This is a genomic window from Variovorax sp. J31P207 (assembly GCF_030316965.1).
Taxonomy (GTDB): domain Bacteria; phylum Pseudomonadota; class Gammaproteobacteria; order Burkholderiales; family Burkholderiaceae_C; genus Variovorax; species Variovorax ginsengisoli_B.
This window is the reverse complement of record NZ_JASZYN010000003.1, coordinates 413111-433148: the sequence shown is the minus strand read 5'-3', so window position 1 is coordinate 433148 and position 20038 is coordinate 413111. Positions and strand designations below refer to the sequence as shown.

Below are 20038 nucleotides of genomic sequence, written 5' to 3'. Positions count from 1 at the left end.
CCCGCGACACATGAACCGACGCAGCCGAATGCCAGGGATACCGCGGAACCGGCTTTGCCGGGCCGCCGGTATCGCCCCCCTTGAGGGGGGAGGCGCCGCAGGCGCTTCGGGGGGTGTTTCAAGACAAGCGCTTGACGCCCGGTAACTCGCAGGCATAGATCGCGTTGCGCAGCGCCGCGATCGCCTCGTAGCGGGTGAAGCTGCGCCGCCAGGCCAGCACCACGCGGCGCGTCGGCGGCTCGCCGCCGTGGGTGTCGCGCACCGGCAGGTAGCGCACGATCTGCTCGAGCTCCTTGCGGCCCTTGCCGCGCGGCTTGAGCGCCTCGGCCGGCACCGACAGCCGCGGCACCAGCGTCACGCCCATGCCCGAGGCCACCATGTGCTTGATGGTCTCGAGCGAGGAACCCTCGAAGCTCTTGCGGATGCCTTCGGCGTTGCTCGAGAAACGCGCGAACTCGGGGCAGACCTCGAGCACATGGTCGCGGAAGCAATGGCCGGTGCCGAGCAGCAGCATGGTCTCTTTCTTGAGCTCGTCGGAGCTCACCGACTCGCGCTCGGCCAGCGGGTGGTGCGCCGGCAGGGCAGCCATGAAGGGCTCGTCGTAGAGCGCGGCCATCGCGAGCCCGGTGTCGGGAAAGGGCTCGGCCATGATCGCGCAGTCGATCTCGCCGGCGCGCAGCATCTCGAGCAGCTTGGCCGTGAAGTTCTCCTGCAGCACCAGCGGCATCTGCGGCGTGCGGGCGATGTTCTGGCGCACCAGGTCAGGCAGCAGGTAGGGGCCGATGGTGTAGATCACGCCGAGGTTCAGCGGTCCGGACAGCGGGTCCTTGCCGCGCTTGGCGATCTCCTTGATGCTCGCCGCCTGGTCGAGCACGCTCTGCGCCTGCTGCACGATCTGCTCGCCCAGCGGCGTCACCGTGACTTCGCCGGCGCTGCGCTCGAAGAGCTTGACCTCGAGCTCGTCCTCGAGCTTCTTGATGGCGACCGACAGCGTGGGCTGCGAGACGTAGCAAGCCTCGGCCGCCTTGCCGAAGTGCCGCTCGCGGGCGACCGCAACGATGTATTTGAGTTCGGTGAGGGTCATAGTCTGCGTCAATTATGCGCAAGGGGCGCATCGCCTGCGCCATCGGCGGGCGCAGACCGTCAGGCTTTCAGGTATTCGGCCTTGCTGCCGAGCCAGCGGTCGACGTGCCTTTCGGCCAGCGCCGGGTCCCGGTCGAGCATCTGCGGCGCCAGTTCGCGGGCCCAGTCGAGCAGCATGACATCGGTGCTGAGGTCGGCGAAGCGCAGCAGCGGGGCGCCCGACTGGCGGGCGCCGAGAAACTCGCCCGGACCGCGGATCTCGAGGTCGCGGCGGGCGATCTCGAAGCCATCGGCGGTCTCGGCCATCGCCTTGAGCCGGGCGCGCGCGGCCTCGCCGACCCGGCCGCCCTCGTTCGGCGCATAGAGCAGCACGCAGGCCGAGGCGGCGGCGCCGCGCCCCACCCGGCCGCGCAGCTGGTGCAGCTGCGAGAGCCCGAAGCGCTCGGCGTGCTCGATCACCATCAGCGAGGCGTTGGGCACGTCGACCCCGACCTCGATCACCGTGGTGCTGACCAGCACCTGCAGCCGGTTGGCGGTGAAGCTCTCCATCACCGCCTGCTTCTCGGCGGTGGGCATGCGCGAATGCAGCAGGCCGACGTCGACCTTCTCGCCGAGCGCGCCGGCCAGTTCGTCGCGCGTCTCGGTGGCGTTGCGCAGGTCGACCGCCTCGCTCTCCTCGATGAGGGGGCAGACCCAGTAGACCTGCCGGCCCTGCTCGAGCTGGGCCTGGATGCGGTCGATGACCTCGTCGCGGCGGTGGTCGGCCACCAGCTTGGTGACGATCGGCGTGCGTCCCGGCGGCAGCTCGTCGAGCGTGGAGACGTCGAGGTCGGCGTAGTAGCTCATGGCCAGCGTGCGGGGGATGGGCGTCGCGCTCATCATCAGCAGATGCGGTTCGAGGTCGCCGACCGCCTTGCCGCGCAAGGCGAGCCGCTGGGCCACGCCGAAGCGGTGCTGCTCGTCGATGATCGCCAGCGCCAGCTTGCTGAAATGCACCTTCTCTGAAATGACGGCGTGGGTGCCTATCACCAGCGCCGCCTCGCCGCTCTCGACCGCGGCCGACATCTGGTCGCGCTCCTTCTTTTTCTGGCTGCCGGTGAGCCAGGCCACGCGCATGCCGCGCTCGGCCAGCAGCGGATCGAGCCAGCCGACCAGCTTGCCGAAGTGCTGGGCCGCCAGGATCTCGGTCGGCGCCATCAGCGCGCACTGGTGGCCGGCATCGATGCAGCGCGCCGCCGCCAGCGCCGCCACCACGGTCTTGCCGGAACCGACGTCGCCCTGCAGCAGCCGGTGCATCGGCAGCGCGCGCCCGAGGTCGCGGGTGATCTCGACGCCGACCCGCTGCTGCGCCCCGGTGAGGGCGAAGGGCAAGGCGGCCAGCAGTTCCGTGTGCAGGGAGGCGCCCGAAGCGGCCGCATCGAGCACCGGCGCGCGCTGCGCCGCCCGGGCCCGCCGCGCCTGCAGCTGCGAAAGCTGCTGCGCCAGCAGCTCGTCGGCCTTCAGCCGCTGCCAGGCCGGATGGCTGTGGTCCTCGAGCGTGGCCATCGACACGTCCGGCGCCGGGTAGTGCAGGAAGTTGAGCGCGCGGCGCAACTCCCAGGCGCCATGCGGCGCGGCGCCCGCGGGCAGAGTCTCGTCGAGCGCGGCCCGCGCCAGGCCGGCGCGCACCTCGCGCCGCAGCACCGGCTGGGCCAGGCCGGCGATGGTCGAATAGACCGGCGTCAGCGCCTCGGGCAGCGCGGTGCCGGCGGCCTTGACGGCCGGGTGCATCATCTGGCGCCCGAGGAAGCCGCCGCGCACCTCGCCGCGCACCCGCACCCGGGCGCCCACCGCCAGCTGCTTCTGCTGCGAAGGGTAGAAGTTGAAGAAGCGCAGCTGGCAGGTGTCGCTGCCGTCGTCGACGGTCACGATCAGCTGCCGGCGGGGGCGAAACACGACCTCGCTGTCGGTCACCACCGCCTCGATCTGCGCGCTCTCCCCGTCGCGCACGTCGGCCAGCCGGACGATCCGGGTCTCGTCCTCGTAGCGCATCGGCAGGTAGAGGGCGAAGTCGATGTCGCGCACCAGGCCGAGCTTGCGCAGCGCCCGCTGCACCACGCTCAGGCCGGTGCCGGGGGCGGCGGCGGGCTTTTCGGGCGGCGGAGACTCGGGCAAGGCGGACATGGGACAATTCTGCCCGGCTCCTCGCCGCCCTCCTTTTCCCCATGCCTCCTTGGCACGGGCCCGTCCGGCCCTCAAGCACCATGCGCGCCTTCACGCTTTCCGATTTCGATTTCGACCTGCCACCCGAACTGGTGGCCCAGCACCCCGCCAGCGAACGCAGCGCCTCGCGCCTGCTCGACGGCACCGGCGCGCCGGCCGTCGACCGCATCTTCAACCAACTGCCCTCGCTGCTGCGCGCCGGCGACCTGCTGGTGTTCAACGACACCCGCGTGGTCAAGGCCCGCCTCTTCGGCGAAAAGCCCACCGGCGGCAAGCTCGAGCTGCTGGTGGAGCGCGTGCTGCAGGGCGCCGAGGTGGTGGCCCACATGAAGGTCAGCAAGAAGCCGCCGGTCGGCACCACGCTTGCGATGGCGGGCGGCTTCGCGGCCACCTTGCTGGGCCGCTGGCCCGAGGAGGACGGCGCGCTGTTCCGCTTCCGCTTCGACAGCCCCGCGGGCGAAGACCCCTACGCGCTGATGGCGCGCTGCGGCCACGTGCCGCTGCCGCCCTACATCACCCACACCGACTCGGCCGAGGACGAGAGCCGCTACCAGACGGTGTTCGCGCGCGTGCCCGGCGCGGTCGCGGCACCCACCGCGGCGCTGCACTTCGACGCCGCGCTGCTGGCTGCGCTGGAGGCGCGCGGCGTGCAGCGCGCCAACGTCACGCTGCATGTCGGCGCCGGCACCTTCCAGCCGGTCAAGACCGAGAACATCGCCCAGCACCAGATGCATGCCGAGCGCTACGAGGTGCCCGAGGGGACGCAGCAGGCGATCGCCGCGTGCAAGGCACGCGGCGGCCGCGTGGTCGCGGTCGGCACCACCACCGTGCGCACGCTCGAGTCGTGGGCGAAGAGCGGCGAGGCCGCCGGCGACACCCGGATCTTCATCACGCCGGGCTTCGCCTTCGCGCACGTCGACCTGCTGGTCACCAACTTCCACCTGCCCAAGAGCACGCTGATGATGCTGGTCAGCGCCTTCGCTGGCTACGAGCGCGTGATGGCGCTGTACGCCCACGCGATCCGCGAGCACTACCGCTTCTTCAGCTACGGCGACGCGATGCTGCTCGCAAGAACCCCTACTGCACCATGCTGAACTTCGAACTCCTCACCACCGACCCGACCAGCCACGCGCGCCGCGGCACCCTCACGCTCAATCACGGCGCGGTGCAGACGCCGATCTTCATGCCGGTCGGCACCTACGGCACCGTCAAGGGCGTGATGCCGCGCAGCCTGCACGAGATGGGCGCCCAGACCATCCTCGGCAACACCTTCCATCTCTGGATGCGGCCCGGCCTCGATGTCATGGCGGCCTTCGGCGGGCTGCACCAGTTCGAGAAATGGGACAAGCCGATCCTCACCGACTCGGGCGGCTTCCAGGTCTGGTCGCTGGGCGCGATGCGCAAGATCAGCGAGGAAGGCGTCCGCTTCGCCTCGCCGGTCAACGGCGACAAGCTGTTCCTCACGCCCGAGGTCTCGATGCAGATCCAGACCATCCTGAACAGCGACATCGTGATGCAGTTCGACGAATGCACGCCCTACGACGTCGACGGCCACGTCACGACCGAGGCCGAAGCGCGCAAGTCGATGGAGCTCAGCCTGCGCTGGGCCAGGCGCTGCCAGTCCGAATTCGTGCGGCTCGACAACCCCAACGCCCTGTTCGGCATCGTCCAGGGCGGCATGTTCGAGAACCTGCGCGAGGAATCGCTGGCGCAGCTGGTCGACATGGACTTCCCGGGCTATGCGATCGGCGGCGTCAGCGTTGGCGAGCCCAAGGACGAGATGCTGCGGATCATGGCGCACACGCCGCACAAGCTGCCGGCCCACAAGCCGCGCTACCTGATGGGCGTCGGCACGCCCGAGGACCTGGTCGAAGGCGTGGCGCAGGGCGTCGACATGTTCGATTGCGTGATGCCGACGCGCAATGCGCGCAACGGCACCCTGTTCTCGCGCTATGGCGACCTGAAGATGCGCAACGCCCGCCACAAGAGCGATCCGCAGCCGATCGACGCCAGCTGCACCTGCCATGCCTGCGCCGGCGCCTCCGGCGTGCCATGGGAGGCCGGAGGCCGCGACGGCTTCAGCCGCGCCTACCTGCACCATCTCGACCGCTGCGGCGAGATGCTGGGCCCGATGCTGACCACCATCCACAACCTGCACTACTACCTGAACCTGATGCGCGAGATCCGCGAGGCGCTCGATGCCGGGACCTTCGCCGAATTCCGTGTCCGCTTCAAGGCGGACCGGGCGCGCGGGATCTAGGCCCGCGGAATCTACGCGCGGCGCAGGGTCCACGAGCCCGACAGCGTCTGGCCCGGCGCCAGCACCGCGCCGCCGATCTCCCGCGGCCCATGCCGCCCCGCCAAATTGATCGCATCGGTGCACTGGCTCACCGGCTCGGCGCAGAAGTGGTCGCCGCCGCGCGGGCAATAGAGGACGAAGAAGTCCAGCGGCGCATCGGCCGCCAGCACCAGCACGCGCCCGGCATCGGGCCACTCGATGCGGGTCTGGCGCTGCCAGCCCGTGAAGTTGTTGTCGAGATCCAGTTCCGACAGCAACACGCCCTCGCGCAGCCGCGCGACCTCGGCGCCGGCGTCGAGCGACACCGGCATCACTTCGGCGTCGGCCCGCCACATGGCCGCGGTATCGGCCCGCAGCCGCGTGCCGCGACGGTGCGGGAAGTACGGGTGGTGGCCGATGCCGGCGGGCATCGGCGCCGAATCCCGGTTGGTCAAGGCCACCGTGCAGCGCAGCCCCGTGGGATCGAGCTCGAACAGCTGCGAGGCCTCGAAGTCCCAGGGCCATTGCTCGTCGGCCTCGCGGGCCAGCCCGAGGCGCGCCCGCGCCGGACCGGCCTCGGCCACCTGCCAGGGCCGCAGCCAGCCCAATCCGTGCAGCGCATGCTTGCCCGACGGCCGCGCCGGGTGGCCGGCGGCCAGAGCGATCTCGCGGCCGCCGAAATGCGCCCGGCTGTCGCGGATGCGGTTGCACCACGGCAGCAACGGGAAGCTGCCCATCGCGAAGGGATCGCCGCGCGCCAGGTCTTCGGGCGTGGCCGGCCGCAGCCAGTCGAGCCGCTCGTCGCCGTGCTGCTCGTGCAGCGCCGCGATGGCACCGCCGACGCGCGGCGCCAGCCGCAGCCGCATCGCGCCGGCGGCCAGTTCGACCAGGCCCGCGGGGCTGGCTGCGCCTGTCTGCTCATCACTCATTTGGAAGGCACCTCGTCAAGCGTTGCGGACGCCGGCTATTTTCGGCCACGCGGGTGGCGGGCGACACGCGGGGAGGTCAGAATTTGCCCATGACCACATCGACTTCCCCGGCCCCATCGGCCATCTACCCTTCGCTGGCCGGACGCGCCGTCTTCATTTCCGGCGGTGCCTCCGGCATCGGCGAGGGCCTGGTGCGCGCCTTCCATGCGCAGGGCGCCCGGGTCGGCTTCTGCGACCTCGACGTTGCGGCCGGCACGGCGCTGGCGCAGCAGCTCGGCGGCGCCAACGCGCCGCTGTTCCTCGAATGCGACGTCACCGACGTGGCCGCGCTCGCGGCCGCCATCGGGGCGGTGCGCGCGCGCTTCGGCCCGATCCAGGTGCTGCTGAACAACGCCGCCAACGACCGCCGGCACCAGATGGCCGACGTCACGAGCGAGGATTTCGACCGCCTGGTCGCGGTCAACTTCAAGCACCAGTTCTTCGCCGCCCAGGCCGTGGCCGACGACATGCGCGCGCTCGGCGGCGGCTCGATCATCAACTTCGGCTCGATCAGCTGGATGATCAAGGGCGCCGGCTATCCCGTCTACCAGGCCTGCAAGTCGGCCGCCCGCGGACTCACGCGCTCGCTGGCGCGCGACCTGGGCAAGGCCAATATCCGCGTCAACACGATCGTGCCGGGCTGGGTCATGACCGAGCGCCAGCTGCGGCTGTGGGTCAAGCCCGAGTCGCACGCCGAGATCGACGCCGCCCAATGCCTGCCCGGGCGCGTGATGGCCGAGGACATCGCCGCCATGGCGCTGTTCCTGGCCGCCGACGATTCGAAGATGTGCAGCGCCCAGGACTACGTGGTGGACGCCGGCTGGACCTGAAGCGGCCCCGGCAGCGCCGTGGCGTCCGGCGCGGCCGCCGTCCCGCAGGCATGGCAGAACTTGGCGAAGGCGCTCTTGCGCGCGTCGCAGGCCCGGCAGTGGTCGAACAGGCCGATGCCGCAGTGCGGGCAGAAATCGATCTCGGTGTTCTTGAGGTCGACCGGACGCTCGCAGCCCGGGCACACGCTCTTGGCCAGCCGCGCCAGCGCGGTGTCGTAGCTCAGCTCGTTGCGGCGCACGGTCTCGGGCTGGGCCTCGGCCAGCTTCTGGCGTGCCAGGTAGCGGTTGAGCGCCAGGATGGCGTAGCGCCCGACCAGCACCGTCACCACGATGCCCACCGCATAGCGCACGTAGCCGCCATAGCTCGGCAGGTAAGGCACGAGTTCGACGAAGAAGGCGAACAGCGCGAAATAGATGAAGCCCCAGACGAAGGGCCACCAGGTGCTCTTGCGCTTCTTCGCGAACAGCCAGCCGGCGACCACCAGCAAGGGCAGCGTGAGCGCCAGCCGGTACAGGAACACCCGCAGTTCGACCTTGCGGTTCTCGGCCTCTAGCCGTTTGCGTGCTTCCTCCTCGAGCAGCGCCAGCTGCTGCTGGGCCCGCTGCCGCGACTGCCGGGCGTCGAGCGCGATCTGGCGCTGCGCCACCACGCCGCGCTCGGCCTCGTCCTCCTTCGCCTTCAAGGCGTCGAGTGCCCTGGTGCGGGCGATCAGCTCGGTGTCCTGGTCGGGCTGGGCGGTGGCGCGGCGGGTGGCGAGCCAGTTGCCGAAGGTCTCGCGTGCCGCCCGGCTGGCCTGCTGGGCCGTGACCAGCTTGAGCTCGGCCTGCTCGCGCTCGCGCCCGGCCTGCTGCTCGCTGCGCTCGGCATCGCGCACCGTGGTGCGCAGCGGGTCGGCCGCCGCGCGGTCGATGAAGTCGTCGAGTTCGATCCGGCGCTCGACCCGGGGCAGGTCGCCGACGATCGTGCTACCGAGCCCGACCAGGAAGCTGGCGAACACAATCGCCACCACCCACAGGCCGCGGCGAAACCACTTTTCGGACAGGCGCAGTGCCTTGCTCATTGCAATCTTCCTCTGTTGACGGGGGGTTGAAACGGGCCGGCTGATTCTGGACGACGGCCGCCCCCGGCTTGCGCTCCATCGGGAACACGAAGACGCCGGCCGCGATCACGGCGGCGGCCGTCAGCCCGGCCTGCAGCGCCAGCCGCAGCAGATGCTGCGAGCGCGGCACACGCTCCCGGTACTCCCGCTCGTAGGGACCGAAATTGGTGATCTGGCGGCTCACCACGGGCTCCCGCCCGGCGTGATGAGGTGGGTGCAGGCGGCGCAGGCGGCCACCAGGAATGTCAGCAGATACAGCTTCATGGAATTCTTCTCGTCCACCGTTGAAAGTGGGCGGATCATGGTCCGGCCACCGGACGCCCCGGGTCCATTCCTTCGGTGGTGGCGATACCCTGCGCCGCCGGTATCGCTATTCGATACCAAGCGGCGTCCGGCGGCCGGCCAGCAGGTCGGCGCGCGTGAAGGGCCGCTCGATCCCTGCCAGCCGCACCGCGATTTTCTCGAGCAGGCTCTGGGTCGGCGCCGGCGTGCCGGGCTGCAGGAAGAACGCGGGGGTCGCCAGGCTCAGCAGCACCAGCACCCAGCTCACGCGGGGATGCGGCATGCGATGCTGCCACCAGAGGAAGGTGGCGCTGACGCCCACGCCGAGCGCGTAGCCGGCGATGACTTCCGACCAGGAATGGGCGTCGAGCGCCAGCCGGGTGGCGCCGATGAAGGCGGCGAACAGCCAGCCGAAAACGGCCGCTGCGACCCGCGTGCGGTGCCCCCAGCGCGAGACCGTCAGCCAGCAGGCCACCGGCCAGACGCTGGCGGCGATCGCCGTATGGCCGCTGAAGCCCGTGAAATCGAGCCGGGCGCTGCCGATGCCCCAGCCGAGGAAGGCGATCTTCGACGCGGCGATCAGGCTGCCGCCGAAGCCGAACAGCAGGATCCAGAGCAGCGCCAGCGGCCGGGTGGGGCTGCGAACGCCGAGCCATACGCCGATCCACAGCGAGGCCGGCAGCAGGAAGCCGCTGTCACCGAACCAGGTGATCTCGTGCAGGAGTTGGTGCAAATGGGGCATCCGGCGGGGCGTCAGGTGCCGAGAAGCACGCTGACGCGCCGCTGGAGGGATTCGGGTTGCACCTCGGCGCGGGGCATGGCGCTGCCGACGCGCAGGCCGACGCGACTGAAGAGGCCGCGCCGGAACGGCCGCACCATCGCCACCTGCTGGCCGTCGCGCTGCTCGATCCGGCTGAAGTAGGAGCCCCAGAGATTGGTCAGCGCCATCGGCACCACCGGCGGCTCCATGCCTTCGGCGCGCGCCGCCTCGATGATCTTCATCACGCCGCCCTTGAAGGGCTGCAGGCTGCCGTCGCGCGTGATCGCGCCCTCGGGAAAGATCGCCAGCAGGTCGCCCTCGCGCAGCACCTGGACGGCGTCGGCGAAGGCCTGCTCGTAGGCCGCCGGGTCTTCCTTCTGGGGCGCGATCGGGATCGCCTTGGCGAGCCGGAACAGCCAGCCGAGCACCGGCACGCGGAAGATCCGGTGGTCCATGATGAAGCGGATCGGGCGCGGGCTGGCGGCCATCAGCAGCACGGCATCGATGAAGCTGACGTGGTTGCAGACCAGCACCGCGGCGCCCTCCTCCGGAATGTGCTCCTGGCCATGGATGTCGAAGCGGTAGACGAAGCGCGACAGCACCCAGGCCACGAAACGCAGCAGGTACTCGGGAACCAGCATGAAGATGTAGAAGGCGACCACGGCGTTGGCGATGCCGGTGAACAGGAAGATCTGCGGAATCGTGAAGCCGGCCTTCAGCAGCGCGCCGGCAATGACCGAGCTGGCGATCATGAAGAGCGCGTTCAGGATGTTGTTCGCCGCGATGATGCGGGCCCGGTGGGTGGGCTGGCTGCGCATCTGGATCAGCGCATACATCGGCACGCTGTAGAGCCCGGCGAACAGCGACAGCAGGCCCAGGTCGGCCATCACGCGCCAGTGCGCCGGCTGGGCCGTGAAGGCGCCCAGCCCCATCTGCGCGGCGGCCGGCAGCCCGCGCGAGGCGAAGTACAGGTCGATCGCGAACACGCTCATGCCGATCGCGCCGAGCGGCACCAGGCCGATCTCGACCTGGCGGCGGCTGAGCGTCTCGCACAGCAGCGAGCCGGCGCCGATACCGACCGAGAACACCACGAGCAGCAGCGAGGCCACCTGCTCGTCGCCGTGCAGCACCTCCTTGGCGAAGCTCGGGAACTGGGCCAGAAAGACCGCGCCGAAGAACCACATCCACGAGATGCCCAGCAGCGAGCGGAACACCACCACGTTGCCGTGCGCGAGCTTCAGGTTGCGCCAGGTCTCGCTGACCGGGTTCCAGTTGATCTTCAGGCCCGGGTCGGTGGCCGGCGCCGGCGGGATCGCCTGCGCCACCCCGCGGCCGGCCAGCGCCAGCAGCAGGCAGGCCACGGCCACCGTCGCATGGCCGACCTGCGGCAGGGCCACCAGCAGCCCGCCGGCCACCTGGCCGAGCAGGATGGCGACGAAGGTGCCCATCTCGACCATGCCGTTGCCGCCGGTCAATTCGCGTGGCGCCAGCACCTGCGGCAGGTAGGCGAACTTGACCGGGCCGAACAGGGTCGAGTGCAGCCCCATCAGGAAGACGCAGCCGAGCAGCACCACGGCGTCGGCCCGCAGGAAACCCCAGGCCGCGATCGCCATGATCGCGATCTCGAGGTTCTTGACGAAGCGGATCATCTTCGTCTTGTCGTGCTTGTCGGTGAGCTGTCCCGCGGTGGCGGAAAACAGCAGGAAGGGCAGGATGAACAGCGCCCCGATCGCCAGCCCGGCCATCGCCGGGGGCATCCAGGCCAGCTGCAGCTGGTAGGTCACCATCACCGTGAAGGCGAACTTGAACAGGTTGTCGTTGGCGGCGCCGGAGAACTGGGTCCAGAAGAAGGGCGCGAAGCGCCGCTGCCGCAACAGCGCGAACTGGTTGGCGTGGCCTTCGGGCAGGCTGGCGGAGGCAGCTTCGGTGGTGGGCGTCATGTTTCAGGTGGAGGCGGCGGAGCGCGTTCGCAGGGAAGCGGCGTGCGAATTGTGCCGCAGCGTCCGCCGCCCCATCACCTGCAGGGCGTGCAGCACCGGCAGCGCCGCCAGGGCCGCCGTCAGGTGCTTCAGGCTGTGGCCCGACACCAGGTGCCGCGTGGCCTCGAAGATGGGTTGGTCCGCGAGCTCGAACAGCTTGGCCAGGGCATAGAAGAACACCACCCAGCCGAGCTTGAGGCCGATGGCGCCCGCCACCGGCCGGCACAGCGCCAGCGCCAGCACCAGGGCCATGCCGCCGAACTGCACCACGGCCCAGGGCAGGGCATTGCCGTCCAGGTGGCAGACCGCCGCCGCCAGCAGCCCGCCCCCGAGCGTGAACCAGGCCGCCGGCCAGCCGGCGCGGGCGCTGACCCGTTCGCAGACCGCGAAGCCGACCAGGCCCGAGAAGGCCACCGCCATGCCGGCGCGGTCCGCGGCCAGCCGCAGGTCGTCGGGCTGCAGGTGGTAGAAGGCCGAGCCGAGCGCGGTCAGGATCAGGCCGGCGAAGAACATCCAGGCGCAGTCCAGCGCATTGAAGGGCGGCTGCGCGAGCGCCTGGGGCAGCGGCGCGGCGTCCTGCAGCCGCTCGTGGGCACGGTCCAGCCAATGCAGCCAGCGCAGGCCCCAGATGCCCAGCACCGCGAAAGGCAGGTTGCTGAGCACGTCCATGGCGTTCGGCAGCGTGCGCCAGGACTGGCCATCGGCGAAGGGCGCGCCGCCCAGCGCCGGGGCCGCGACCGAGGGCCCGAGCACCGCGGCGCTGACCAGCAGCACGGCCAGCGCCAGCAGGGAATGTTCACGACGGGTGAGCGACGGCAGGGACGGCAGGGACATGGCAGGCTCCGATGGGTGCGCGTGGGACTGGAATCTAGGTTGTCAACCCACCGGACGGCATCGAGAATCGATACGGCGCACTTTTTCACCACCTCGGGTATCAATCCGCAATACTTCCTCTGCCCATGAGTACCACCGTCGACCTGGTCAATGCCCTCAAGAACGAGCTCAAGTCCGCCCATATGACCTATGCCGACCTGGCCAAGTCGCTGGACATGGCCGAGTCCAGCGTCAAGCGGATGCTGGCCAAGGGTGACATGCCGCTGACCCGGGTCGACGCCATCTGCCGGGCCCTGAAGATCGACTTCGCCGAACTGGCGCGCCGGGTGGCCGACGCCCAGCCGCTGCTCAAGGAGCTCACGCTCGAACAGGAAAAGGCGGTGGTCAAGGACAAGAAGCTGCTGCTGCTGGCGATCTGCGTGCTGAGCCAGTGGACCTTGGAGCAGATCGTCGGCGCCTACCGGATCACCGAGGCCGAGTGCATCGGCCACCTGGCCCAGCTGGACCGCATCGGCATCATCGAGCTGCGGCCGCTGAACCGCTACCGGCTCAAGCTCGCCAAGACTTTTCGCTGGCGGCCGCACGGGCCGGTGATGGACTTCTTCCGCGAGAACGTGGTGCTCGACTACTACCGCGGCGGCTTCGACGGCCCGGCCGAAGGGCTGCTGCTGGTGCACGGATCGATCAGCAAGTCGCTGGCGCCGGCCTTCCTCGACCGGCTCCAGCGGGTGGCGCAGGACTTCGCCCAGCAGCACCAGACCGACCAGAAGCTGTCGCCCAAGGAGCGCGAGGGCTACACGCTGCTGCTGGGCATGCGCAACTGGGAGTTCGAACTGTTCACCCGCCTGCGCCGGGCCTGAAAAACACAGAAACCGGTTTCTTCTGTAAGATTCGCCCAGCAGAAAAGCGGACGCATCCGTCCCACCGATGGCGCAATCTCCCATGAACGCTCAGGTGAACCGCCCCCGCAGCGGTTCAGGCACTGCCTTATTCGTGATCAATCGCCGACTGGAGAGTCACCACGCCACGTGGTGCACCGAAGGAGCAAACCCGTTGCCGGTCGCAGCGCGGTGAAACTCTCAGGTAACAGAGACAGGGGGAGCGGCAATCTGAACCCCGGGTCTTGCCGCTTGCCACAGTAAGCGCTAACGCCCGCCGTTCATGCCCTCCCACAAGGATTCGGACATGCGCGTGGTTGTACTTGGCGCCGGCTTGCTCGGCGTGACTTCGGCCTATTACCTGCAACAGCTGGGCCACGAAGTGATCGTGGTCGATCGGCATGCGACACCGGCGGCCAAGGCGCGCGGCGTCGCTGCCGCCCGTCCCGGCGCAGCGACTGCGACCGCGCCGCCGAAGCGGCGCGGCAAGAAGCTCTCGAAGCTGCGCAGCGGCATCCGCCGCGGCTTCGCCCGGCTGATCGACCGCGCCGTCGGCACGCCGCCGAAGCGCGATCCGCTCGATCACCTGGTGCGCCTGGCCGCCTACAGCCGCAAGAGCGCGCGCGCCCTGGGCGACGAAACCGGCGTGCCGCACGGCGCGCGCACGGCCGGCCTCATGAACCTGTTCACCGACCCCGAGGCCTTTCGGGCCCGGATGGCGAACGCCACCCACTGGTCGGGGCTGGGCTGCGAGGAGCGGCTGTTGTCGGTCGACGAGGCCATTGGCCTGGAACCGGCGCTGGCGGCCATGCGCAGCAAGCTGGTCGGGGCCACCTACGCGCAAGAGGATCCGGCGCGCGACCCGGCCCAGTTCGCCGCCGGCCTGGTCTTCCTGTGCCGCGCCGCCGGGGTGCGCTTCATGACCCGCCACACGGTGGTCGCGCTCAAGGAGCAGGACGGTCGCATCGACCATGTCGAGTTGCTCGATGGCGCCGGCCGGACCACCACCTTGCGCGGCCAGGCCTATGTGCTGGCGCTGGGTGCCGCGAGCGTGCCGCACGCGGAAGACCTCGGCATCGACATGCCGCTGCGTTTCGTGCGCGAATACATCGTCACGATGCCGATCCTGGATCCCGCCATGGCGCCGCGCATCGCGTTGCGCGACCGCCAGGGCAAGCTGCGCATCGTGCGGATCGAAACCCCGGCCGGCGACCAGCTGCGGGTCCATGCGATCGTGATGGCCGGACTCGACGAGGAGGCCGAACCCGACTCCGACCGCTTCCAGGCGATCGTGCGCCGCACCGAGATGCTGCTGCCCGGCGTGGCCGACGCGAGCCGGGCCAGCTTCGACACGGCGATGCACGCGGTCAGCATCAACCGGCTGCCGATGATCGGCAAGACCCGGCTGCCCAACCTGTTCCTGAACACCGCGCCCGGCACCCGCACCTGGGTCCACGCCTGCGGCGCCGGCAAGTCGATCGCGCGCATCGTCAGCGGCCTGCGGCCCGAACTCGACTTCGCGTTCCGGCGCCCTTAGAATCCGCCCACTGCAGGAGAGCGGGCCCACGGGCCCCACCGAAGGCGCAAACTCCCATAAACGCTCAGGTCGGCCCACGTGATGGGCCTGTACTGCACCAACTGTCAAAGCCGTCTGGAGAGCCATCACGCCCATCGCGTGATGCACCGAAGGAGCAAACCCGCTGCGGGCGCAGCGGGTGAATCTCTCAGGTACCGAGGACAGGGGGAGCGGCAACTCGGACTTCCGGTCCGGTTGCCTTCGTTCCCGTCGGCAATCCGAACCGTCGCGTCCGAGCGCTGCAACCTTCAAGGGTTCTCGATATGCGCGTGATCGTTCTTGGCGCCGGCCTGCTCGGCGTGACCTCGGCCTACTACCTCCAGCAACTCGGCCACGAAGTGACCGTCATCGACCGCCAGGCCACGCCGGCGGCGGAAACCAGCTTCGCCAACGGCGGCCAGATCTCGGTCAGCCATGCCGAGCCCTGGGCCAATCCGGGGGCGCCGCTCAAGGTGCTGCAATGGCTCGGCAAGGAAGACGCCCCCCTGATGTTCCGCATCCGCGCCGACATGCGGCAGTGGCTCTGGGGCCTGCAGTTCCTGCGCGAATGCACGCCGGCACGCACCCGCCACAACATCGAGCAGATCGTGCGCCTGGGCACCTACAGCCGCGACACGCTGCAGCAGCTGCGGCGCGACACCGGCCTGGCCTACGACCAGCGGACCCAGGGCATCCTGCACTTCTACACGACGCAAAAGGAGTTCGACGCCGCGCTGGCGCCAGCCGAGCAGATGCGCGCGCTCGGCTGCGACCGGCGCGTGATTTCGGCCGACGAGGCGGTGAAGCTCGAGCCCGCGCTCGCCCACATCCGCCCGCAGCTGGCCGGTGCGACCTACACGGCGGAAGACGAATCGGGCGATGCCAACCGCTTCGCGCGCGAGCTGGTCAAGCTGGCCGAGACGGCCGGCGTGCGCTTTCTCATGAGCCACACGGTGACCGCGCTGCGCGAGGCCGGCGGCAGCATCGACCATGTCGAGGCGACCGACAGCGAAGGCCGCTTCCAGCGCATCCGCGGCGATGCCTTCGTGCTGGCGATGGGCTCGCTGAGCCCGCTCTATGCAGCGCCGCTGGGCATCCGGCTGCCGATCTATCCGGCCAAGGGCTATTCGGTCACGATGCCGGTCAAGGATGCGTCCAGGGCGCACCAGGTCTCGCTGACCGACGACGAGTTCAAGCTGGTGTTCTCGCGCTACACCTCGGCCGGTGGCGACCGGCTGCGGATCGCCGGCACCGCCGAGCTCAACGGCTACGACCGCGACCTGAACCGGGTGCGCTGCGAGGCTATCGTGCGGCGCGTCGAGGAACTGTTCCCCGGCGCCGGCGAGGCATCCGAAGCCCAGTTCTGGACCGGACTGCGCCCGGCGACGCCGAGCAACGTGCCGCTGATCGGCGGCACCCGGCTGCCGAACCTGTTCCTGAACACCGGCCACGGCACGCTGGGCTGGACCCACGCCTGCGGCTCGGGCAAGTCGATCGCGCGGATCGTGAGCGGGCTGAAGCCGGAAGTCGACTTCGCGTTCACCGGGCTGCGCGCAGCGGCTCAGTCCCCGGCGGTGAAGACGGTCAGCACGCCGGTGTAGCCGTAGAGGTGATTGCGGGCGATCTCGCCGGCGGCGAAGAAGCCGACCAGCGGGACATCGCCGAGGGCATGGCGCACGATCTGCAGCTCGGCACCGGGGGCGCCGAAATGCGGCCCGCCGCGGCCCGAACAGCTGACGTAGATGGCGCCCGCGATGCGGCGCGCCGGATGCGGCGCGGCCTCGGCCTCGCCGGCCGCGACTTCGCGCGCGGTGGCGAGCGTCTGCTCCTGCGGCTCCAGCTCCTCGCGGATCTCCGCGCAGACGCGCATCAGGTCGGCCCGCGCGGCCTGCGCGTTGCGGCGGCAGAAGCTCAGACGCATCCCGGTCTCGGCGTTGTCGGCGATCGCCACGCCGCGACGCGTCGGGTCGAGGCCGATGATGTGGCGTACCCGGACGTCGGCGCCGAGATCGCCGGTGCGCCGGACGCCGTCGCTTCCGGCCTCGACCAGTCCGACCAGGGTGGCGCGGACCGCGTCGATCGCCTGCTCGGGGGCATCGAGCGAGACCCGCAGGTCGGCCAGCAGGACGTCGAGCGCGGGCTCGCCATCGAGCGCCAGCAGCAGGTTGCCGTCGGCCTCGGTGATCTCGCGTTCGCGCGAGACCGGCTGGCAGCCCTGGGTCACGCGCGAGACCAGCCGCACGCCCTCGCCGAACACCACGCCCGACAGGCCGCCCGAGAACACGCCGCCGACCGCACCATGTCCGCGGATGTTGCCATTGCCGCCGATCGCGAATTGCAGCGAGCCGACCCGCCCGGAGGACAGGCCTCCGAACAAATAACCGGTGTCGGTGCGGTCCGCCATCTCGGCGATCAGTTCGCCGAGTTCGGGCGTCCGCGGGTCGGCATGGACCAGCGCCGTGTGGGCCGCGAAACCGCTCATTTCGGAGCTGGCCAGCGGCGCCACGCCGGAAAACACCCGGTACTGGTCGCTCGGCAGCTCGCACAGCATCACGCTGAGCGCCGGCTCGTCGAAGTACTCGGCGTTGTTGGCGGCCACGCCGACACCCACGGTGCCGGTCCAGTCGGTGATCTCGGGCAGTTCGGCCCCCAGGTGGTCGAGGATCTCCTGGGCATCTTCCCCGTAGTGGTCGGTGATGTAGAGCAGGCCCAGCGACGGCGCGCGGGCGTAGTCCGGCAGCGCCATCTGCGCCCGCAGCTGCGCCAGCACCAGGCCGGCCGCCATGCGCCATTGCGGATGGGTGGCGTGCCCGCTCGGAAACAGCTTCATGTCTGGCCTTTCAGCCCGCGCGCTTGCGCGCCGGCGCAGGCCGCTTGGCGGACGCGCTGGCGCCGCGGCGCGTGGCCGGTGCCTTCTTGGCGGCGGCGGCCGGCCTCTCGGCGGCCCGGGCCGGTGCGGACGCTGCGCCCGGGCCCGCGTGATCGCCCAGCGGCTGCGGCATCACCGGCATCTTCAGCTGGGAGGCCTCTTGCAATGCCGAACTGGCGATCTGCTGGAACTGCTGGGTCAACGCACCCCACCACTGGACCGGATCGACGACGCCAGCCGAGTCCTGGGCGGCGGCGGCCTTGGCGCGCTTCGGCGCCGGTGGCTCTTCGACCTCCGGCTGCGCTTCGGGTTCGGGTTCGGGCGCGGCGGACGGGGCCGGCGCGGCCGGCCGGGTGAAGGCGTTGGCGAGGTCTTCCATGCGGACGTTCATGCCGCGCAAGGTCGAGAGCGTCATCTTCTGCACCTCGAGCGCCTGGATGGTCGCCTTCAGCGCGTGGCCGTTCTGCTCGAGCCAGTACTGCACCGTCTTGAGCTCCTGGATGCGCTTGTCGACCTCTTCGATGCTCAGCGTCGGCGCCACCCAGCTCGACAGGCTCGGCAGGCCGGGCACGGCGCCGGGCGAGGCGCTGGCGCCGCCCGTCAGATTCTTGAGGAAGTCGAAGCCCGGAACGAACTGACTGAAGGCGAAGGGCTTGCTGGCGTCGCTCATGGCGTGCTCCGGGTCTGTGTTTCTTGTCTTGGCAGCTTACTCCAAGCGTCAGGGCTTTTGGGCGCCCGACGGCATCCGGCACTCGCCATGAGGGCCCGGCTTGTGGACAATGCCCAAACAGACACAGAAAGACACATGTCCATCTTCCATCTCGCCTTCCATGTCCGCGATCTCGACCAGGCGCGCCGCTTCTACGGCGGCGTGCTGGGCTGCGCAGAAGGCCGCAGCACCGACACCTGGGTCGACTTCGATTTCTTCGGCCACCAGATCTCGCTGCATCTTGGCGAGCCCTTCGCCACCGCGCGCACCGGCCGCGTGGGCGAGGTGATGGTGCCGATGCCGCATTTCGGCATCGTGCTCGAGCTGCCGGCCTGGCAGGAACTGGCGAAGCGGCTCGAGGCGTCGGGCATGGACTTCGTGCTCAAGCCGCAGGTGCGCTTCGAGGGCCTGCCGGGCGAGCAATGGACCATGTTCTTCTGCGACCCCTTCGGCAATCCGATCGAAGCCAAGGGCTTCCGGTCGCTGGACACCGTCTACGACGCATGACCCTGTCGGCCGCGCCAGCCGCCCCGCCGATGCGCCTGCGCATCGGCGGCGTGGCGGCTGCGTTGCTGCTCACCACCGCCGCCCATGCGGTGCAGGATTGCGAACTCAACGGCCAGGCCGTGAACCCGGCCAACGCGGCGACCACCGCCGGCAAGACCGGCGTGATGCGTTGCAAGGACCGCGACAGCGGCCAGCTGGTACGCGAACAGCAGGTCCAGAGCGGCACCTTCATGGGACTGGTGCGCTTCTACGAGGACGGCAAGCTCGCCAAGGAGCACAGCCTGAATGCCCGCGGCAACATCGAAGGCCGGGCGCGCGAGTTCTCGCCCTCCGGCCAGGTATTGCGCGACGCCACCTACGAGGACGGTCACGAGATGGGCCTGGTGCGCATCTTCTACCCGGACGGGTCGCTGCGCCGCGTCACCTTCTTCGCCGATGCGGCGGGCGAGCGCGCCTCGGTCGAGTTCACCGAACGCGGCCAGCTCTCGGCGCTACGCTGCGGCGACAAGCCGGTGCTGGCGCCCGCGGCCGACGACGCGCAGCTGTGCGGCTTCATCGGCGGAGCCTCGCGGGTCGAGCTGTTCGATGCCAGGGGCATCCTGCGCTCGCGGCTGTCCTACGTGGCCGGCAAGCGGGTGCGCAGCGAAGAGCTCTACGACAACGGCAAGCCCGCGGCCCAGGACGAGATGATGGGCAACCAGCGCATCGAACGGCGCTTTTCGTCCGAAGGCGTCAAGCGCCGCGAGGTGGTCTCGCTGCTGGGCGAGCGCGGCACGGTCCGGCAGCGCGAGCAGGAGTTCTCCGAGCGGGGGACGCTGGTGCGCGAGCAGCGCTGGAACAGCACGGGATCGCCGCTGAGCGACGAGAGCTTCTACCAGAACGGCCAGCCGCGCAGCAAGTCGGTCTATGGCGTGGACGGCAACCCGCGCCTGATCGAGGTCACCGAATACCACGACAACGGCCAGCGCGCCGCGATCGGCCGCTACCTGGCCAACGACCGCCTGCGCCAGCTCCCGATCGGCACCCACCAGCGATTCAGCGACAGCGGCCTGCTCATCGCCGAGTCGGTCTACGACGACAAGGGCCGCGTCACGCGCGAACGCAGCTGGGACGCCAACGGCAAGCTGGAGCGGGACGACGAAGTGTTCGAGGATGGGTCGCGGAGGGCATTCGCTAAGCCTTGATCAGTTGAGGACAGAGCAAG

General features: G+C 69.9%; 19 protein-coding genes and 3 riboswitches. Of the genes, 8 read left to right on the top strand and 11 right to left on the bottom strand.

The features are described from left to right. Nucleotides 1-118: 118 nt before the first annotated feature. Both QTI68_RS13300 and recG read right to left on the bottom strand, forming a co-directional pair. Nucleotides 119-1084, bottom strand: coding sequence for a LysR substrate-binding domain-containing protein (locus QTI68_RS13300; protein ID WP_286521989.1), 966 nt, complete (start codon nucleotides 1082-1084; stop codon nucleotides 119-121). Nucleotides 1085-1143: 59 nt separating this feature from the next. After that, nucleotides 1144-3246 (bottom strand): ATP-dependent DNA helicase RecG, encoded by a 2103-nt coding sequence (gene recG, locus QTI68_RS13295; RefSeq protein WP_286521988.1) that lies wholly within the window; start codon nucleotides 3244-3246, stop codon nucleotides 1144-1146. An 80-nt stretch (nucleotides 3247-3326) separates the two neighbouring features. On the opposite strand from recG, the gene queA reads away from it, so the two are divergent. Beyond that, complete coding sequence (gene queA / locus QTI68_RS13290) at nucleotides 3327-4379, top strand: tRNA preQ1(34) S-adenosylmethionine ribosyltransferase-isomerase QueA (RefSeq protein WP_286521987.1); 1053 nt, start codon at nucleotides 3327-3329, stop codon at nucleotides 4377-4379. Beyond that, nucleotides 4373-5545, top strand: a complete 1173-nt coding sequence (tgt, locus tag QTI68_RS13285) for a tRNA guanosine(34) transglycosylase Tgt (RefSeq protein WP_286521986.1) — start codon at nucleotides 4373-4375, stop codon at nucleotides 5543-5545. The genes queA and tgt overlap by 7 nt, the downstream gene beginning before the upstream one ends. An 11-nt stretch (nucleotides 5546-5556) precedes the next feature. On the opposite strand, the gene QTI68_RS13280 is transcribed toward tgt, so the two are convergent. Beyond that, nucleotides 5557-6492: an aldose 1-epimerase gene (locus QTI68_RS13280; protein ID WP_286521985.1), complete on the bottom strand. Its 936-nt coding sequence runs from the start codon at nucleotides 6490-6492 to the stop codon at nucleotides 5557-5559. 89 nt (nucleotides 6493-6581) lie between these two features. Here QTI68_RS13280 and QTI68_RS13275 point away from each other — a divergent pair, with 89 nt between their 5' ends. Then, complete coding sequence (locus QTI68_RS13275; RefSeq protein ID WP_286521984.1) at nucleotides 6582-7361, top strand: SDR family NAD(P)-dependent oxidoreductase; 780 nt, start codon at nucleotides 6582-6584, stop codon at nucleotides 7359-7361. Here the strand turns inward: QTI68_RS13275 and QTI68_RS13270 are convergent. From QTI68_RS13270 to QTI68_RS13245, 6 genes are all read right to left on the bottom strand, one after another. After that, complete coding sequence (locus tag QTI68_RS13270) at nucleotides 7334-8422, bottom strand: serine endopeptidase (protein WP_286521983.1); 1089 nt, start codon at nucleotides 8420-8422, stop codon at nucleotides 7334-7336. The genes QTI68_RS13275 and QTI68_RS13270 overlap by 28 nt on opposite strands. Next, nucleotides 8328-8645, bottom strand: a complete 318-nt coding sequence (locus QTI68_RS13265; protein ID WP_286521982.1) for a hypothetical protein — start codon at nucleotides 8643-8645, stop codon at nucleotides 8328-8330. The genes QTI68_RS13270 and QTI68_RS13265 overlap by 95 nt, the downstream gene beginning before the upstream one ends. Further along, nucleotides 8642-8764, bottom strand: a complete 123-nt coding sequence (locus tag QTI68_RS13260) for a hypothetical protein (RefSeq protein WP_286521981.1) — start codon at nucleotides 8762-8764, stop codon at nucleotides 8642-8644. The genes QTI68_RS13265 and QTI68_RS13260 overlap by 4 nt, the downstream gene beginning before the upstream one ends. 67 nt (nucleotides 8765-8831) lie before the next feature. Beyond that, a complete protein-coding gene (locus QTI68_RS13255) occupies nucleotides 8832-9476 on the bottom strand; it encodes a phosphatase PAP2 family protein (RefSeq protein WP_286521980.1) in 645 nt (214 codons plus the stop codon). A 20-nt stretch (nucleotides 9477-9496) separates the two neighbouring features. Further along, nucleotides 9497-11443 (bottom strand): MFS transporter, encoded by a 1947-nt coding sequence (locus QTI68_RS13250; protein WP_286521979.1) that lies wholly within the window; start codon nucleotides 11441-11443, stop codon nucleotides 9497-9499. 3 nt (nucleotides 11444-11446) lie between these two features. Next, nucleotides 11447-12316, bottom strand: a complete 870-nt coding sequence (locus tag QTI68_RS13245; RefSeq protein WP_286521978.1) for a hypothetical protein — start codon at nucleotides 12314-12316, stop codon at nucleotides 11447-11449. Between the two features lie 125 nt (nucleotides 12317-12441). On the opposite strand from QTI68_RS13245, the gene QTI68_RS13240 reads away from it, so the two are divergent. The 3 genes from QTI68_RS13240 to QTI68_RS13230 all read left to right on the top strand — a co-directional run bounded on the left by QTI68_RS13240 (nucleotide 12442) and on the right by QTI68_RS13230 (nucleotide 16350). Beyond that, nucleotides 12442-13176 (top strand): helix-turn-helix domain-containing protein, encoded by a 735-nt coding sequence (locus tag QTI68_RS13240; RefSeq protein ID WP_286506498.1) that lies wholly within the window; start codon nucleotides 12442-12444, stop codon nucleotides 13174-13176. Between the two features lie 138 nt (nucleotides 13177-13314). Next, a riboswitch (glycine riboswitch) is annotated at nucleotides 13315-13422 on the top strand. A gap of 79 nt (nucleotides 13423-13501) precedes the next feature. Next, nucleotides 13502-14731, top strand: a complete 1230-nt coding sequence (locus QTI68_RS13235) for an FAD-dependent oxidoreductase (protein WP_286521977.1) — start codon at nucleotides 13502-13504, stop codon at nucleotides 14729-14731. A gap of 3 nt (nucleotides 14732-14734) precedes the next feature. Further along, a riboswitch (glycine riboswitch) is annotated at nucleotides 14735-14820 on the top strand. A gap of 15 nt (nucleotides 14821-14835) precedes the next feature. Continuing rightward, nucleotides 14836-14945, top strand: a riboswitch (glycine riboswitch). 88 nt (nucleotides 14946-15033) lie between these two features. Further along, complete coding sequence (locus QTI68_RS13230; RefSeq protein WP_286521976.1) at nucleotides 15034-16350, top strand: D-amino acid dehydrogenase; 1317 nt, start codon at nucleotides 15034-15036, stop codon at nucleotides 16348-16350. Here QTI68_RS13230 and QTI68_RS13225 read toward each other — a convergent pair. Both QTI68_RS13225 and QTI68_RS13220 read right to left on the bottom strand, forming a co-directional pair. Continuing rightward, nucleotides 16311-17579, bottom strand: a complete 1269-nt coding sequence (locus QTI68_RS13225) for an FIST signal transduction protein (protein WP_286521975.1) — start codon at nucleotides 17577-17579, stop codon at nucleotides 16311-16313. The genes QTI68_RS13230 and QTI68_RS13225 overlap by 40 nt on opposite strands. A gap of 10 nt (nucleotides 17580-17589) precedes the next feature. Then, on the bottom strand, nucleotides 17590-18288 hold the full coding sequence (locus QTI68_RS13220) for a PhaM family polyhydroxyalkanoate granule multifunctional regulatory protein (protein ID WP_286521974.1): 699 nt from the start codon (nucleotides 18286-18288) through the stop codon (nucleotides 17590-17592). Between the two features lie 135 nt (nucleotides 18289-18423). Between QTI68_RS13220 and QTI68_RS13215 the strand changes: the two genes are divergently transcribed. Beyond that, on the top strand, nucleotides 18424-18834 hold the full coding sequence (locus tag QTI68_RS13215; protein WP_286521973.1) for a VOC family protein: 411 nt from the start codon (nucleotides 18424-18426) through the stop codon (nucleotides 18832-18834). Further along, nucleotides 18831-20018 carry a toxin-antitoxin system YwqK family antitoxin gene (locus QTI68_RS13210; protein ID WP_353506425.1) on the top strand — a complete coding sequence of 396 codons (1188 nt, stop codon included), beginning with the start codon at nucleotides 18831-18833 and terminating at the stop codon, nucleotides 20016-20018. The genes QTI68_RS13215 and QTI68_RS13210 overlap by 4 nt, the downstream gene beginning before the upstream one ends. The last annotated feature ends 20 nt before the right edge of the window (nucleotides 20019-20038 follow it).